Genomic DNA, 15,061 nt, shown 5'->3' with positions numbered 1-15,061 from the left:
CCGGCATAGTCCACCGCCTTGCCCTGGCGGCGCTCATTGGCGTAGGCGACCGCCTTCTGGGTGGCCGCTTCAGCCACCGCGACACCCTGCATGCCGACAGCGAGGCGGGCATTGTTCATCATGGTGAACATGCAGGCCAGGCCCTTGTTCTCCTCGCCGATCAGCCAGCCCATGGCGCCCGGCTTCGCACCCTGGAAACCGTCGCCATAGATCATGGTGCATGTCGGCGAGGCGTGAATGCCGAGCTTGTGCTCGAGGCCGGAGCAGAAGACGTCGTTGCGGGCGCCCAGCGAACCATCGTCGCGCACCAGGAATTTCGGCACCAGGAACAGCGAAATGCCGCGCGTGCCGGCAGGCGCGTCCGGCAGCCGCGCCAGCACCAGATGGATGATGTTGTCGGTAAAATCGTGCTCGCCATAGGTGATAAATATCTTCTGGCCGAAGATGCGGTAGCTGCCGTCGCCGGCCGGCTCGGCGCGACTGCGCAAGGCAGCAAGGTCCGAGCCCGCCTGCGGCTCGGTCAGGTTCATCGTGCCCATCCACTCGCCCGAGACAAGTTTCGCGAGGTACTTCGCCTTGAGGTCTTCCGAAGCATGCTTGTCCAGCGCTTCGACGGCACCCATGGTGAGCGTCGGGCCGATCCCAAAGGCCATGGCGGCGGAATTCCACATTTCGAGCGCGGCGACGCCGAGCATGGTCGGCAAAGCCTGGCCGCCATACTCTTCCGGCCCGGAGAGCGCGTTCCAGCCGCCATCGATCCAGCGGCGATAGAGGTCCTTCCAGCCGGGCGGCGTGGTGACGGCAGCGTCTTCCAGCACGGCGCCGTGTTCGTCACCAATCTTGTAAAGCGGCGCGACCTCCTCGGTGGCAAAACGGCCGGCCTCGCCCAGGACCGCATCGACCAGATCCTCGCCCAGATCGCCGAAGGTGCCGGCCTCGAGCGCCGGCTTCATGCCGGCGACGTGCTTCAGCGTAAAGGCGATATCCTCGACCGGCGCCCGATACATGTTTTCTCTCCTCCTCAACGGCGGCAAACCCTATCGGCAAGCACCGGCGCAAACCATCCGCCTTTGCATGGTCCATGCATCTTCTTTTTACGTAAACGTCAAATTTTGTCACGCGGATTTTGCAATCATGGTGGCGTGTATTAAGTTCAGCCGATGCCGGATCAAATCGACCGGCCACAGAAAAAGCCGACCGGAACGCTCCCATGCTTGCCAGACCTGACGCCTATCGCTGCATCGAATGCGGCCTGCCCTACCGGGCCGCGGGGTTCTCCCACTACCATGGCGACTTGGCCAACGGAGCAGCCTACTGGTCGGATCGCGGCATATTGTGCTCGCCGAAATGTTCGCTTGCCCATTACCGCAAGCGCGCCGCCGAGGGCACGCTGCAGCAGGAGCCGGCGCCGGATCCGTTTGACGTTCCGCCGTTCAGTCGGCGCTGACTTCGCCAACTCGCCGGGAAGAAATCCTTAACCATAGCAGTTCAGGATTCGCCCTTGGTCAACGGGGACTCCGTTGTTGAAGAGCATTGTGCGTTCTCTTCGCTGTAAAGCGCTTTTCGCCCTCGCGGCGGCGATAGTGCTGGGCACGGCGGCAAAGGCCTCGGACTTTTCCGAGCCGTGGAAGAATGCCGACCGCGCTTTGGTGGTCGACGCCTACGAGTACAATTCCATCGACTGGGCGCAGCTTGCGACCGACAAGCGTATCGTGGCCTTCATCAACAAGGCCTCCGACGGCATGCCGCCGCCCTATTTCTGCTCCGGCAACGACACCGAAGTGAAACTCTGCAAGGCACTTTGGAAACGCCACGCGGTAACGCGCGAACTGTTCCAGACGCGCAGGGTGGTTGCCAAGGCGCTCGGCATGAAATGGGGCGCCTACCATCTTGCCCGGCCCGGTAACCCGGTCGAGCAGGCCAATAATTTCCTCGATTTCGCCGATCCCGCGCCCGATGATCTGATCGCCCTCGACATCGAAGGCAACGACCCCTCGCAATGGATGTCGCTCGACGACGCGGAGGAGTTCGTGCGCCAGGTGCATCGGCGCATCGGCCGCTTCCCGGTGCTCTACACCAACGGCAAGACCGCCCAGTACATCGCCGACAACAGGTACAAGTACCGGCTCCTGTCACGACTGCCGCTCTGGTACGCGCGCTACAAGACCGACATCGACGTGCATTTCCCGATGGGCAACTGGCAGGGCTATGCGCTCTGGCAGTTTTCGGCGCAGGCCAATTGCGGCCGCTTCCGCTGCCCCTACAGGGTCGCCGGCACGCCTGATGATATCGACGTCAACGTCGCGCCCACCGATGCCGCGACATTGCGCCAGCAATGGCCGTTCGGCGGGTTGATCGACGTGCCGTCCGATTATCTTGCCAGCATTCCCGTGCCGCTGTCGCGGGAGGCCGCCCTGGCCGGCAAGGTCACCATCACCTATGCCGATGTGGCGACGCCGCCGACTTTCGAGGAAATGGTCGCGGTGCTGGGTTCGCGCTGGTCGAAATTCAGCGACGGGTTCCGCATGCCTGTCGTGAAGACCGTGCCGCGCCGGCCGGGCTTCGGCATCGTCCAGTATGTCGCCTGGAAACGGGGCGGTCAGCGCTCGCCCGCGCAGCTCGATGCGGCTTTTGCCGCGGCAGCCGACCCGGTCAGCACCGCGTCCACCGAACTCGATTCCGGTCAGCGATAGCCGACGGTCGGAACGTCAGCCCGTCTGTTCGCGCGCCACGGCCTGCCAGCCTATGTCGCGGCGGCAGAAACCGTCAGGCCAGTCGATGCGGTCGAGCGCGGCATAAGCCCGCTTCTGCGCCTCGCCGACGGTGGCGCCGGTCGCCGTGATATTCAGCACACGGCCGCCATTGGCGACCAGCGCGCCGCCATTCATGGCGGTGCCGGCATGGAATATCTGAACGCCCTCGCCCGCGGCATCCTCGACGCCGCGGATGACGGATCCTTTTTCGGGCGTTCCGGGATAGCCCCTCGCCGCCATCACCACGGTAAGTGCCGCCTCATCGCGCCAGCGCACCGAGGTATGCGCGAGTTGGCCGTCGGTCGCCGCATTGAGCAGCACCAGCAGGTCGTCCTTCAGCCGCATCATCAGCACCTGGCATTCCGGATCGCCGAAACGGGTGTTGTACTCGATCAGCTTCGGCCCCTTTTCAGTGATCATCAGCCCGGCGAACAGAATGCCGGCGAATGGCGCGCCGAGCTCGGCCATGCCGCGCATAGTCGGCTCGATGATTTCGCGCATGGTGCGCTCGATCATTTCAGGCGTCATCACAGGAGCCGGCGAATAGGCGCCCATGCCCCCGGTGTTGGGACCGACATCGCTATCGCCGACACGCTTGTGATCCTGCGCGGTGCCGAAAGGCAAAGCGGTGGTGCCGTCGCAGAGGCAGAAGAAGCTTGCCTCCTCGCCGGTCATGAATTCCTCGATCACCACTTCCGCCCCGGCGGCGCCGAAGGAGCCTTCGAAACAGGCTTCCAGCGCCGAACGCGCCTCATCGAGCGTCATAGCGACCGTGACGCCTTTGCCGGCGGCGAGGCCGTCGGCCTTGATGACGATCGGGGCGCCGGCCTTCTCGACATAGGCTTTCGCCGAGGCCAGATCGCTGAAACGGCCGTAGGCGGCTGTCGGGATGTCGTAGCGGGCGCAGAGGTCCTTGGTGAAGCCCTTCGAACCTTCCAGGCGCGCCGCAGCCTTGGATGGCCCGAAGACGCGGATGTTTTCGGCGCGCAGATCATCCGCAATGCCCGCGACCAGCGGTCCCTCCGGGCCGACGACGACGAGGTCGATTTTCTTGTCGCGGCAGAAGGCGGCGACGGCGGCATGGTCGGCAATGTCCAGCTTCACCAGTTCGGCCTCGCTGCCGATGCCCGGATTGCCGGGAGCCGCGTAGAGTTTTGTAAGCAGCGGCGACGCGGCAATCTTCCAGGCGAGCGCATGTTCGCGGCCGCCAGAGCCGAGAAGAAGAACGTTCATGGCCACCTCGTGATGCTGTCCCTTTGAGAGAACCCGCTATTGCTCTCTGGGCGACGGGTCAAGGCATCAGGGTGTTTTGACCGGAATTGCGCACGGGAACGTTATCCCAGCCGAAAGTCGGCGGCGCATGCCGCCGCCGACTTTCTGGCCTCTCGTTTCAACCGGGGTAAATCACCGGGAACCAGTCCTCGCGCAATTTCTGACCCGGCTGCATGCCATGGCCATGATAGGGCGGCGAGGTGCGGCCGGGGCGCTCGACATAGTGGGCATCGTCGCCCACCCAGCGCAGCGACAATGCCCGGCGACGGGCCGCGGTCAGGTTGCCGCGCGCGCCATGCGCGGTGCGGAAGTCGAACAGGATGGCGTCACCCGGCTCCATCTCCCATTCCAGCACCTTCAGCGACGGGTCCTTGTCGGGATCGGGCACCGGCAGATAGTCGCCTTCGCCTGCGTAGAAATTGCTGTCGTCGAGCCAGCGCACGGGCAGGATCATCTTGTCCCATTTGTGCGAGCCGGCGATCAGGCGCAGCGTCGCCTCCTTCACGGGGTCGATGGGAATCCAGAAGCTGACCGTCTGCTGGCCGTCGACGAAGTAATAGGGGATGTCCTGGTGCCAGGGCGTCGGCTTCTGCGTACCGGGTTCCTTGACCAGCACGTGGTCGTGGAAGAACTGCGCCGTGCGCGACCGCATCACCGCCGCCGCCAGCTCGGCGGCCGGCGATTCGCGCACCACCTGCACGAATTCGGGGATGCGTTCCCAGTTGCAGTAATCGTCGAAAAAGCTGCCCCGGCCATTGGCTATGTCGGACGCGGTTGCACTGCGGTTCTGCATGTTGCGCTCGATGCCGGCGGCGATGGTGTCGACCCACCCCTTGAAAGCGCCACGGATGCAGACGGCGCCGTCGCGCTGGTAGTCGGCGATCGTCTGGGCGTCGATGATGTCGGTGTCGGTTGCGCTGACGGCAGCTTGGGAAGCCATGATGTCCTCCTTTCAGGATCAGGCGGACTATCGCAGCGGCACTTCATTCAGTAAAATAATAACTTCTCATCTGACAGATAGTTTTTGACTATGAGCCTCACGCTTACCCAATTGCGTTATCTGGTCGCCGTGGCCCGGCACGGCAGCGTCACCGGCGCGGCCAGGGCGCTGAACATCTCGCAGCCTTCGGTTTCGGTAGCGATCGACGCCATCGAAAAGGATTTCGGCCAGAAGCTTTTCGTTCGCCAGCGCGGCAGCGGCGTTTCCCCTACCTCCTTTGGCCGTGCCGTGATCGCGAAGGCAAGACAGGTCCTCGCCGAAGTGGAAGAACTGGCCGACCTCGGGTCAGCCAAGTCGGCGGTCAGCGGCGAACTGGTGCTCGGCTGTTTCGAGGACTTGGCGCCCTATTTCGCACCGGGCCTGATCCGCGCCTTTTCCGAACGCCATCCAGACGTCTCCGTCGTGGTGCGCGATGAGACTTTCGAGACGGTCGGACGGCGCCTGGCCGACGCGGCCATTGATCTCGGCCTCAGCTACGATCTCGGCCTGCCCTCGCATTTCGCCCGTATCCTGCTGCACAAACTCAAGCCGCACGCACTGCTGCCGGCAGGCCATGCATTGGCGGACCGAACCGAGGTCAGCCTCGCGGAACTCGCCGCCTACCCGCTGATCACGACCGACCAGCCGCAAAGCTGGCAGCATATGCTCGACCTGTTCCGCGGCCGCGGCCTCTCGCCTGTGGCGGACCGGGCGACGAGTTCGTTCGAACTCCAGCGCAGCATGGTGGCGAACGGGTTCGGCGTCGCGGTCAGCTACACCCGTCCGCATGGCGATCGCAGTTATGACGGCCTGCCCCTGGTCTGCAAACCGCTGTCTGATCCCCTCCCGATGCAGCGGATCATCCTCACCTACGACACGCATCAGCGGGTGACGAATGCGGCGCTGGCATTTGTCGACGTGGCGAAGGCTTGGTTCGCCACGCGCGACATCTTCGCATCGTGAAATGGCTGTGCCAAAGGTCCCCTGACCCTTATCGGCCACGGAGCCCAACATGACCATTCTGATCAAGCGAGCGGATGCCGCTTTGGCCAATACTGTCGAGGATCGGGACTTCAGCTTCGTCGTCGAAGCGTTCCATGAGCCGACATTCGGCCAACCGGTGGCGCAGTGGCCCTCCACTGTCGTTCCGGCCTACCGAAAGGACTATCGTGCCACTAACCCTGAAAGCGAGAACGAGAGCGAGGCGCTGTTCCTGGCCCTGGATGATCAAGTGCCCATCGGACGAGCCATGATCAGCCGCAACTGGAACAATTACGGGCTGATCGACGATATCGCCGTTGACGCAGCCTATCGCGGCGCGGGTGTCGGGCGCCTGCTGATGGACGCCTGTGTCAAATGGAGCCGCACCGAAGGTCTCACCGGGATCACGCTCGAAACTCAGAACAATAACATTGCCGCATGCCGCTTCTACGAGCGCTATGGCTTCGAACTCGGCGGCATCGACCGCCTGCTCTATCGGGGTCTTGATCCGCGAGGCCAGGAGATAGCGCTGTTCTGGTACCTGCGGTTCCAAGGACGCATGCCTGACACCGCGGACGAGCGGCCTTGACGCCCGACCGCGCTGCTGCCACTCCATGGGCATGGAAACAATCCAGTCGAAGGCGGCCCAGGGCCGTGTCGCCGATGCGCCCAACGGCCATTGGGTCTATCGCGTCCTGCCGCGCTGGATATGGCCCTATGCGCAGCTCGCGCGCTGGGACCGGCCGATAGGCTGGCAATTGCTGCTGTGGCCGTGCTGGTGGTCGGCGGCACTTGCCGCGAGCGCCTATCCGCGCCCGGGCGACCCGCTGCTGTCGCTCTTGCCGGCGCCGCTCTATCTGGTGCTGTTCCTGATCGGCGCCATCGCCATGCGCGGCGCGGGCTGCACCTACAACGACATCGTCGATGAGAACATCGACAACCAGGTCGAACGCACCCGCTCGCGGCCGCTGCCTTCCGGCCAGACCACGCGGCGGCGGGCGTGGCTGTTTCTCGTCCTGCAGGCGCTCGTGGGGTTGGCGGCACTCCTGCAGTTCAACAGCTTCGCCGTCCTGCTCGGCATCTGCTCGCTGGTGATCGTCGCCGTCTATCCATTCATGAAGCGTATCACCAACTGGCCACAGCTGTTTCTCGGCCTTGCCTTTTCCTGGGGCGCGCTGATGGGCTGGGCGGTCGAGTTCGGCGACATCGATGGACCGGCCGTCATGCTCTATATCGGCTCGATCCTTTGGGTGATCGGCTACGACACGATCTATGCGCACCAGGACAAGGAAGACGACGCCATCGTCGGCGTGCGTTCGACGGCGCGGCTGTTCGGCGACAACACCAAGGCGTGGCTGGCCGGGCTCTATGGCGGCACGCTGATCTGCTTCGCCATCGCCTTCGCGGCGGCGCAGGCTCCGGTGGTGGCGCTGGCCGGGCTGATTGCCGCCGGCGCCCACATGGCCAGGCAGATCGCCGTCCTCGACATCAACAATCCCGACCAATGCCTGCGGCTGTTCCGGTCGAACAACCAGGTCGGCTGGCTGATCTTCCTCGGCCTGATCGGCGGCGCGCTGTGGGTGGCGCTGAAGCCGCTGGTGTAGTCTCGTTTTTCCTTCTCCCCTTGTGGGAGAAGGTGGATTGGCGCGCAGCGCCAAGACGGATGAGGGGTGTTCCAGCGGAGTGAGGCGTTAAAGCAATTCCAGGAAAAGTGTGAAACGGTTTTCCGTCCGGAATTGCGTAAAACAAAGAGTCTAGCGTTCCCTGGAACACCCCTCATCCGACCTCGCTTCGCGAGGCCACCTTCTCCCACAAGGGGAGAAGGAAAAGCGCTCTGCCTACTCCCTTGAAATGATCTCCTGGCCGTCGATGACCAGCCTCAGGCCAAGGTCGCCGGTTCTGCGGCGGGCGAGGAAGCGCGGACGGCGCATGTTCGAGATGCGGCCCTTGCGGCGATCCTGCGGCGGCAGCGTCTTGATGGCCGCGCCGAGCGATTCCTCCAGCGTGCGCGCGACGCCATCCGCTTCGATCAGCAGCATCGGCAGGCGGTAAGCGTCGGCCCAGGCGCGCCAGTCGGCGGCGACATCCTCAAGGTCGTCGGCCACCAGCAGCGGCACCGACAGCATCGGGTCGTTGTGGAGAAGTTCCAGGGTCACCGTGACGTTACCCTCCGGATCTTCCATGGCGCGGGCGGCAACGCCGCGAAACGCATTGGCGGGCAGAGCGATGATCGCCGGCACGCCGCTCATCTCCAGCATGCGCCGGATCACGGCGCCGCGCTGGTCGATTGTGAAGGTCACATCGCCATAGTCGTCGCGCGTGGCGTAGCTAACCACCTGCGGCAGGCGGAATGGGTCGAGGCGCATGTTGCGTCCCGCCCAGACTGGCTTCAGTCCAGTGTTCATAGAGTGCCTTCCTGTCTGTCTCCTGAGAGCCGGTGTCCGGTTCTCTCCGGGCCAGTTTTCCCGGCCTCGTTATGGGCAAACAGTAGCGCGGGCTCCTTACCGCCCCGCTTAAGAAAGTCGGTTAAATTTTGCTGATCTCAGGGATGGTTATCGGAATGCCACCAGGCACAAGATCTTGAAAGGATCAGATAACCTTACCGGGATTCATGATGCCGGCCGGATCGAAGGCGGCTTTCACCCGGCGCATCAGATCGATGGCCATCGGCGGCGCGGTGGCGATCAGTTCGTCGCGCTTCAGCTGGCCGATTCCGTGCTCGGCCGAGATCGATCCATGGAAGGACCGCACGACATCGTGCACCGCCTTGTTCATGGGATGATAGAGGGCGAGAAACGCCTCATCGTCGCCATCGACGGGCCGTGAAATGTTGTAGTGGAGATTGCCGTCGCCCATATGGCCGAAGCAGACCACACGGGCACCGGCGCTGACTGACGCCACCACGCCGGCCGCCTCTTCAATGAAACGCGGGATCGATGCGATCGGCACCGAAATGTCGTGCTTGATCGAGGCGCCCTCCGGCTTCTGGCATTCGGGCAGCGTCTCGCGGAAATTCCAGAAAGCGTCGCCCTGGGCAAGGCTCGCCGCGATCACCGCATCCCTGACGATGCCTTGCTCGAGACCGTCCGCCAGCACCTCCTCGATCAGCGCCCGGCCGTCGGCTTCCGAGCGGCCGGAGGAAACCTGCATCAGGACGTACCAGGGCCAGTCATCGGCCAGTGGCCGCACGACACCTTGCCCATGCCTGAGCGTGAAATCGTAAGGCCGCTTGCCGATCAGTTCGAAGGCGGTGAGCGAAGCGCCGGCGCGGTCCATGGCCAGGCTGAACAGGGAAAGGGCCGCCTCGGGCGAGGACAGACCGACGAAGGCGACCTCGCGTCCCTTCGGCTTGGGGAACAGTTTCAGCACGGCGGCGGTGATGATGCCGAGCGTGCCTTCGGCGCCGACGAAGAGATTCTTCAAATCGTAGCCGGTGTTGTCCTTCTTCAGCTTGCGCAGATCGTCGAAGACCTCGCCCGTCGGCAGCACCACCTCGACGCCGAGGCAGAGTTCGCGCGCATTGCCATAGGCCAGCACGCCGGTGCCGCCGGCGTTGGAAGAAAGGTTGCCGCCGATCTGGCAGGACCCTTGCGCGGCGAGCGACAGCGGAAACAGCCGGCCGGCGGCGTCGGCTGCCTCCTGCAGCGTCTGCAGGATGACGCCGGCCTCGACGGTTACCGTGTTCGACAGGACGTCGATTTCACGGATGCGGTTCAGCCGCGACAGCGACAGGACGATCTCGCGGCCGGATCCGTCCGGTACCTGGGCTCCGACCAGTCCGGTGTTTCCGCTTTGCGGGACGACCGGCGTTCCGGTCTCCGTCGCCAGCCGCATGATGCGGCTGACCTCGTCGACGCTGCCCGGCCGCAGCACCAGCGACGTGGCGCCATGCCAGAGCCCACGCCGCTCCATGAGATAGGGCGCGATGTCCTGCTCATCGCGCAATGCGTATTTTTCGCCGACGATCGCCGCGAACTGGTCGATGAGGGCGGGATCGAGTGTGCGGACGGTATCGGTCATGTCGGGAAAACTATGTTGGCGGAAGCAGGTTGTCACGTGGAGCGGCGGCACGCGAGAGCCGGTCGTTGATGGCTTCGCCAAGTCCCTCATGGGGAATTGGCTCGACCGCGATGGTGCGCGCGCCGCTGCGGTCGAGTTGCTGCATGTAGGCGAAAAGATTGCTCGCCGCTTCGCGCAGGTCGCCGGTTTCGGAGAGGTTGAGGAAAGCGGCGGCGTGTTGCCAGCCTTGCGCACGCTCGCGACCAAAGGCAAGCAATGCTTCGTCCCTGCCGACCGTGCCGGCGTCGAGCCGCACCGCCGCCCCCGGCGCATAGTGCGAGGCGAGCATCCCCGGCGCCTCCACGCCGGCGGTCCCGCCGCGCAACAACGCCATGCCGATGAGCGCCTCGATCTCCCCGGCCGCGACGCCACCCGGCCGAAGCAGCCGCAAGCTGTTGCCTTCGACCTTGACGATGGTCGATTCCAGCCCGACCGGCGTGGCGCCGCCATCGACCACCAGCCTGATGCGCGCGCCGAGATCCGCAGCCACCGCCTGTGCGGTCGTGGCACTGATCCTGCCCGATGAATTGGCGCTCGGCGCGGCGAGCGGCCGGCCGAGTCTGGCGATGAGGTCGCCGCCGAAACCCCGAGGCATGCGCAGCGCAATCGTGTCGAGCCCGGCCGTGACCAGCGGATGGATGCCGTTGCCGGGCCGCTGCGGCAGCACCAGGGTCAGCGGACCGGGCCAGAAGGCGTGCGCCAGCTTCCTCGACAGCGGATCGAAGACGGCGATGCGCTCGGCCATCGCCATGTCGGCGACATGAGCGATCAGCGGATTGAAGCGCGGCCGGCCCTTGGCCTCGAAGATGCGCGCCACGCCAATGCCGTTGGTGGCGTCACCGGCAAGGCCATAGACCGTCTCCGTCGGAATGGCCACGACGTCGCCGCCGCCAAGCAGCGCCAATGCCGGTTCCATTGCCTCGCCGACGGCAAGAATCTCAGCCACTCTCGTCACCTCTCGGATGCCGGTGCGTAATACGATGACGGCTGTTGGGCAAGCCGGCTTCCGGCCAGAAAGCGTCTTGGCGATTTATCAATGCCTAAAATGCTAGGTTTGCGCGAAAGCCGGTATCAATTCCGGCGCGCTATCATCGCGGTCTCGGGGCAAAGGGGAGCGATACAGGTGTTTTTGCGTATTGTGCTGGGGATCACCCTGGCGACATTGACTTGCGAGGCCCAGGCCTCGTCACTGGTTTTCCCCGGCGCGCCGGCCTCGACGCCGTCCATCCTGGCGCTGAAGGCGATCGATACCGGGACGAGCGATGTGGTCTCCGTCGTGGCGCTCGGTGAGCCCGACGTTACCTATGAGAAAGTCTCGGCGATCCCGGGCGAAACCGAAACACGGCACGGTCTGGTTGCAGGCCCGGTGGTCATTCGCGGCGGCGTCGTCGGCAGCGCCTTCTCGGTGCCGGCACAGGGCAAGGCACCCGCCGCCACGACAACGCCCGCTCCTACCCCTGCCAAGGCCACCGCTTCGGCCACGCCGCCATCTGGCGCGCAGAAGAAGCCCGCGACATCGTCGGCCGCGCCGATGCCTGCTTCCGGGGTCGGCAAGGTCAAGTAGAGGCGAGCCTCGTGGCTTGCTGAGCCAGCGACGGCTTGACGGCGCTCCGGCACCCGGCGCACCATCGCCGCGCGAGTTCGACTTGGCATCGCAGGCCGGTGACGCCGCCCGAATTTGGCCAAGCGGCTCTGGCAGATGGAATTCGTCGTTCAACGGGGGTTTGATCATGAAAGCATCCAGAACCGTCACGCTGGCCGGACTTCTGCTGGCGTCGCTGCTTGGCGCCAGTGCGGCCCATGCCGACAGCATGCTGGGATCCTATGTCGCGCGCATCTCCGAGCGGGATCATCAGGCGAGCGACGGCTATGCGCTGGACAGCGCGGCGCAGATGGTGCGGCAGGACCGGGCCAACTGGCACAAGTTCCATCGCCGCGACAGCGACGACGAGGGCGATTCCTGGTTCACGACCAATGACGAGCGCGCCGACCTGCAGCGCATGCTGGAGCGGCCCGGCGCGATGAGCGCCTCGACCAAACGCGCCATCGTCAACGGCGAGCCGCTGATCCGGGTCGATGTCTACGAGAACAGCGTGCGCGTCAGCATCCTCGAGAACTGATCGGGCCGGTATCAGGAAAGAGAAAGGGCGGCGTTGATGCGCCGCCCTTTCCTTTCGACAGGACCGGATTGAAATCTCAGGCTGCTTCTTCCTTGTCGTCTTCTTCGGACTCGCCGTCCTCGGATTCTTCTTCGTCCTCGGCGTCGTCGCCTTCAGCCTTCACGGCGTGATCGGCGTCGTCTTCGTCCTCGTCCTCATCTTCTTCGTCTTCATCGTCCTCGGAATGCGCCGCGGCTTCGGCGTCGTCCTCGTCGGATTCCTCGCCGTCCTCGTGGTCGCCATGTTCTTCGTCGCCGTCCTCGTCTTCGGAATGATCGGCGGCCTCGACCGCCGCGGCGGCGGCGTGGTCGGTTTCGGAAGCGGATTCAAGCGTCTCGGCGTGGCCCGAGGTTTCTTCAGTCACTTCGATTTCGTGATCGGAATTCATGGAAGCCTCCGTTGGTTTGGGGAACATGTCCTTTTTGCCACGGAGAGATCATCGCCATATGACTGTAAGCCGGCTCGAACGGCCGGCCTTAAGAATTTTTTTACCGGGCTGAGCCCCGGTTTTTCCAAGCCAGATCGTAGCTCGAAAAGAGGGTCAGCCGGCGATCCTGGAAAAGTCCGCCACCTGGTCGGTCGCCGTGCGGATGCGGGCGAGCAGCGCAAGACGATTGGCGCGCACCTCGTGGTTCTCATCATTCACGAGAACGCGTTCAAAGAATGAATCAACCGGCTCGCGCAGAACGCTAAGCGCCAGCATGGCGCCGGAAAAATCTTCCTTTTGAATCGCTTCGCCGGCTTCCTTCTCAGCCTGATTCACCGCCGCGAACAGCGATTTCTCGGCCTCTTCGCGAAGCAACACCGGCTCAACAGTTGGGGCGACCAGCGTTTTCTTCTTCTCCTCGGCGGCCAGGATGTTGGCCGCGCGCTTGGTGCCGGCGAGCAGATTCCTGCCATCCTCGGTGTCGAGGAAGGAGCTGAGTGCCTCGACGCGCCGCACGATCTGCAGGAGGTCATCCGATTGCGGCGTGATGACCGCGTCGATGAGATCATGACGGGCGCCCTGATCGCGGAGGTAGACTTTGAGGCGATCGTGGAAGAAGGCGAGGAGGTCTCTATCCACGGACTTTCCGTCCCCAAGATGGCCACGTGCACGCGCATGATCAGCGCCCGACTTGGCCTGCTCCCTGGCGTGCATGTCATCGATCTGGTCTTCAATGATCTTTCGTTGTTCGGCAATGACAGGAAGAAGGGGCAGCAGCGTTCCATTCTCCAGCATCAGTCTAACAACGCCCAGCGCTGCTCGACGCAATGCATAGGGGTCCTTCGATCCCGTAGGCTTCTCATCAATCGCCCAGAACCCGATCAACGTGTCCAGCTTGTCTGCCAAAGCCACAGCGACCGAAACCGGATCAGTCGGCACATAGTCGGACGGGCCTTGCGGCTTGTAGTGCTCTTCGATGGCAACCGCGACGGACGGCTGCTCGCCCTGCAGCAGCGCGTATTTGCGGCCCATGGCGCCCTGGAGCTCGGGGAACTCACCGACCACTTCAGTGGTGAGATCGGCCTTGGCGAGAACTGCGGCGCGGTTTGCCAACGCTGTGTCGGAACCGACGATCGGCGCCAGTTCCTCGGCCAGCCGCTTGATCCGCTCCACCCGCTCGCCCTGCGTGCCGAGCTTGGCGTGGAAGGTCACGTTAAGGTGGTCGAGACGGGCCATGCGCTGGTCGAGCGGCTTCTTCAGGTCGAGCCCGAATTTCTGCGCCGATGCCTCGAGCTGGTCGAGGTCCGGCAGATCGCCCTGGTCGGTTTTCCAGAAATAGAGCGCGTCGGAAAGGCGCGCGCGCACCACCTTGCCGTTGCCGTGCGCGATCTCCCTGCCGCCATCCCTGGCCTCGATGTTGGCGGTCAGCAGGAAGTGGTTGGAAAGCGTCTCGCTCTCGCCTTGCGGGCGCGAGACAAAGCACTTCTGGTTGGCGCGGATGGTCAGCCGGATCACTTCGGGCGGAATGGCGAGAAAGTCCTGCTCGAACTCGCCCATCAGCACGACAGGCCACTCGACCAGCCCCGACACTTCTTCCAGCAGGCCTTCGTCCTCGACCAGGTCGAGCCCGTTGGCGAAAGCGAGGTTGCGGGCGTCGGCCAGAATGATCTCCTTGCGGCGGTCGGCGTCGAGCACGACCTTCGCGGCTTCCAGCTTCCCCACATAATCGTCGAAGCGGCGCACGGTGATTTCGCCAGGCGCCAGGAAACGATGGCCGTAGGTGACATTGCCGGAGCGGATGCCGTCGATCTCGAAATCGACCACCACCGGCTCCTCGGTCTCCGGACCGAAGGTGCACAGGATCGATTGCAGCGGCCGCACCCAGCGCAGCGAGCCCGGCCTGGCGGAAGCCGGACCCCAACGCATCGACTTCGGCCAGGGGAAATTGCGGATGATATCAGGCACCAGCCCGGCGATGATCTCCTCCGCTGCCCTGCCCGGCTTCGAAATATGGGCGACGTAAAAATCGCCCTTCTTCGGGTCGGAATGGACATGCGCCTCGGCGATCGACGCCAGCCCGGCCTTGCGCAGGAAGCCCTGAACGGCCTGCTCAGGCGCCGATGTCGACGGCCCTTTGATCTCCTCGCGAATATCCTTCGAGCGCGCGGTGAGGCCACGGATATCGAGCGTGAGGCGCCGCGGGGTCCAGTACTCGCGCGCCGCTTCATAGGTCAGGCCAGCCTCGACCAGACCATCGGTCAGCATCTTCCGGAGATCGCCCGCCGCCTTGCGCTGCATGCGGGCGGGGATTTCTTCCGAGCGAAGTTCTAGAAGCAGGTCAGGCATGGTCGGGGCTCACGCGGCAAAATGGTCCGCGCGGGGCATAGCAACTCGGCTGGCCGCTGTCACCCTTCTACCCCGCATTCCGCAA

At 64.2% G+C, this 15,061-nt stretch carries 15 protein-coding genes; 7 read left to right on the top strand and 8 right to left on the bottom strand.

Annotation, left to right across the window (positions count from 1 at the left end; all coding sequences use genetic code 11):
- A partial coding sequence (locus J0I79_RS31205; protein WP_292868712.1) for an acyl-CoA dehydrogenase family protein occupies window positions 1-1,007 on the bottom strand: 1,007 nt, incomplete at its 3' end.
- 203 nt (window positions 1,008-1,210) lie between these two features.
- Here J0I79_RS31205 and J0I79_RS31200 point away from each other — a divergent pair.
- Both J0I79_RS31200 and J0I79_RS31195 read left to right on the top strand, forming a co-directional pair.
- Window positions 1,211-1,447, top strand: a complete 237-nt coding sequence (locus J0I79_RS31200; RefSeq protein WP_292868709.1) for a hypothetical protein — start codon at window positions 1,211-1,213, stop codon at window positions 1,445-1,447.
- Window positions 1,448-1,535: 88 nt separating this feature from the next.
- Window positions 1,536-2,693, top strand: coding sequence for a glycoside hydrolase family 25 protein (locus J0I79_RS31195; RefSeq protein ID WP_292868706.1), 1,158 nt, complete (start codon window positions 1,536-1,538; stop codon window positions 2,691-2,693).
- Window positions 2,694-2,708: 15 nt separating this feature from the next.
- Here the strand turns inward: J0I79_RS31195 and purD are convergent, their stop codons facing one another.
- A complete protein-coding gene (gene purD, locus J0I79_RS31190; RefSeq protein ID WP_292868703.1) occupies window positions 2,709-3,986 on the bottom strand; it encodes a phosphoribosylamine--glycine ligase in 1,278 nt (425 codons plus the stop codon).
- A gap of 157 nt (window positions 3,987-4,143) precedes the next feature.
- Window positions 4,144-4,965, bottom strand: a complete 822-nt coding sequence (locus J0I79_RS31185) for a phytanoyl-CoA dioxygenase family protein (protein WP_292868700.1) — start codon at window positions 4,963-4,965, stop codon at window positions 4,144-4,146.
- A gap of 90 nt (window positions 4,966-5,055) precedes the next feature.
- On the opposite strand from J0I79_RS31185, the gene J0I79_RS31180 reads away from it, so the two are divergent.
- From J0I79_RS31180 to ubiA, 3 genes are read left to right on the top strand one after another with little or no spacing between them, the layout of a single operon-like run.
- Window positions 5,056-5,967 (top strand): LysR family transcriptional regulator, encoded by a 912-nt coding sequence (locus J0I79_RS31180; RefSeq protein WP_292868697.1) that lies wholly within the window; start codon window positions 5,056-5,058, stop codon window positions 5,965-5,967.
- Between the two features lie 49 nt (window positions 5,968-6,016).
- Window positions 6,017-6,574 carry a GNAT family N-acetyltransferase gene (locus J0I79_RS31175; protein ID WP_292868694.1) on the top strand — a complete coding sequence of 186 codons (558 nt, stop codon included), beginning with the start codon at window positions 6,017-6,019 and terminating at the stop codon, window positions 6,572-6,574.
- Between the two features lie 31 nt (window positions 6,575-6,605).
- On the top strand, window positions 6,606-7,589 hold the full coding sequence (ubiA, locus tag J0I79_RS31170) for a 4-hydroxybenzoate octaprenyltransferase (RefSeq protein WP_292868715.1): 984 nt from the start codon (window positions 6,606-6,608) through the stop codon (window positions 7,587-7,589).
- Between the two features lie 234 nt (window positions 7,590-7,823).
- Here ubiA and J0I79_RS31165 read toward each other — a convergent pair whose 3' ends face one another.
- From J0I79_RS31165 to J0I79_RS31155, 3 genes are all read right to left on the bottom strand, one after another.
- On the bottom strand, window positions 7,824-8,390 hold the full coding sequence (locus J0I79_RS31165) for a DUF6101 family protein (RefSeq protein WP_292868691.1): 567 nt from the start codon (window positions 8,388-8,390) through the stop codon (window positions 7,824-7,826).
- A 184-nt stretch (window positions 8,391-8,574) separates the two neighbouring features.
- On the bottom strand, window positions 8,575-10,005 hold the full coding sequence (locus J0I79_RS31160; RefSeq protein WP_292868688.1) for an FAD-binding oxidoreductase: 1,431 nt from the start codon (window positions 10,003-10,005) through the stop codon (window positions 8,575-8,577).
- A 10-nt stretch (window positions 10,006-10,015) separates the two neighbouring features.
- A complete protein-coding gene (locus J0I79_RS31155; RefSeq protein ID WP_292868685.1) occupies window positions 10,016-10,990 on the bottom strand; it encodes an L-threonylcarbamoyladenylate synthase in 975 nt (324 codons plus the stop codon).
- 177 nt (window positions 10,991-11,167) lie between these two features.
- Here J0I79_RS31155 and J0I79_RS31150 point away from each other — a divergent pair, with 177 nt between their 5' ends.
- Both J0I79_RS31150 and J0I79_RS31145 read left to right on the top strand, forming a co-directional pair.
- Entirely contained in the window at window positions 11,168-11,608 is a 441-nt protein-coding gene (locus J0I79_RS31150) for a hypothetical protein (RefSeq protein ID WP_292868682.1), read from the top strand.
- 166 nt (window positions 11,609-11,774) lie between these two features.
- The gene (locus J0I79_RS31145) at window positions 11,775-12,164 is read left to right on the top strand and encodes a hypothetical protein (protein ID WP_292868679.1); all 390 of its coding nucleotides are present in this window, start codon (window positions 11,775-11,777) and stop codon (window positions 12,162-12,164) included.
- A 76-nt stretch (window positions 12,165-12,240) separates the two neighbouring features.
- On the opposite strand, the gene J0I79_RS31140 is transcribed toward J0I79_RS31145, so the two are convergent.
- Both J0I79_RS31140 and glyS read right to left on the bottom strand, forming a co-directional pair.
- Window positions 12,241-12,591: an ATPase gene (locus J0I79_RS31140; RefSeq protein ID WP_292868676.1), complete on the bottom strand. Its 351-nt coding sequence runs from the start codon at window positions 12,589-12,591 to the stop codon at window positions 12,241-12,243.
- Between the two features lie 153 nt (window positions 12,592-12,744).
- Entirely contained in the window at window positions 12,745-14,976 is a 2,232-nt protein-coding gene (gene glyS, locus J0I79_RS31135; protein ID WP_292868673.1) for a glycine--tRNA ligase subunit beta, read from the bottom strand.
- Between the last annotated feature and the right edge of the window lie 85 nt (window positions 14,977-15,061).

The sequence above is a fragment of the Mesorhizobium sp. genome, assembly GCF_017306585.1.
Lineage (GTDB): Bacteria > Pseudomonadota > Alphaproteobacteria > Rhizobiales > Rhizobiaceae > Mesorhizobium.
Note: the sequence above shows the minus strand (reverse complement) of the source record. Positions and strands in the feature narration are given on the sequence as shown.

Bases quoted from the DNA above. Each gene is read 5' to 3' on its own strand.
- J0I79_RS31140 (WP_292868676.1), bottom strand. From the start codon at position 12,591: ATGAATTCCGATCACGAAATCGAAGTGACTGAAGAAACCTCGGGCCAC.
- J0I79_RS31200 (WP_292868709.1), top strand. From the start codon at position 1,211: ATGCTTGCCAGACCTGACGCCTATCGCTGCATCGAATGCGGCCTGCCC.
- glyS (WP_292868673.1), bottom strand. From the start codon at position 14,976: ATGCCTGACCTGCTTCTAGAACTTCGCTCGGAAGAAATCCCCGCCCGC.
- J0I79_RS31160 (WP_292868688.1), bottom strand. From the start codon at position 10,005: ATGACCGATACCGTCCGCACACTCGATCCCGCCCTCATCGACCAGTTC.
- J0I79_RS31180 (WP_292868697.1), top strand. From the start codon at position 5,056: ATGAGCCTCACGCTTACCCAATTGCGTTATCTGGTCGCCGTGGCCCGG.
- J0I79_RS31145 (WP_292868679.1), top strand. From the start codon at position 11,775: ATGAAAGCATCCAGAACCGTCACGCTGGCCGGACTTCTGCTGGCGTCG.
- purD (WP_292868703.1), bottom strand. From the start codon at position 3,986: ATGAACGTTCTTCTTCTCGGCTCTGGCGGCCGCGAACATGCGCTCGCC.
- J0I79_RS31165 (WP_292868691.1), bottom strand. From the start codon at position 8,390: ATGAACACTGGACTGAAGCCAGTCTGGGCGGGACGCAACATGCGCCTC.
- J0I79_RS31185 (WP_292868700.1), bottom strand. From the start codon at position 4,965: ATGGCTTCCCAAGCTGCCGTCAGCGCAACCGACACCGACATCATCGAC.
- J0I79_RS31175 (WP_292868694.1), top strand. From the start codon at position 6,017: ATGACCATTCTGATCAAGCGAGCGGATGCCGCTTTGGCCAATACTGTC.
- ubiA (WP_292868715.1), top strand. From the start codon at position 6,606: ATGGAAACAATCCAGTCGAAGGCGGCCCAGGGCCGTGTCGCCGATGCG.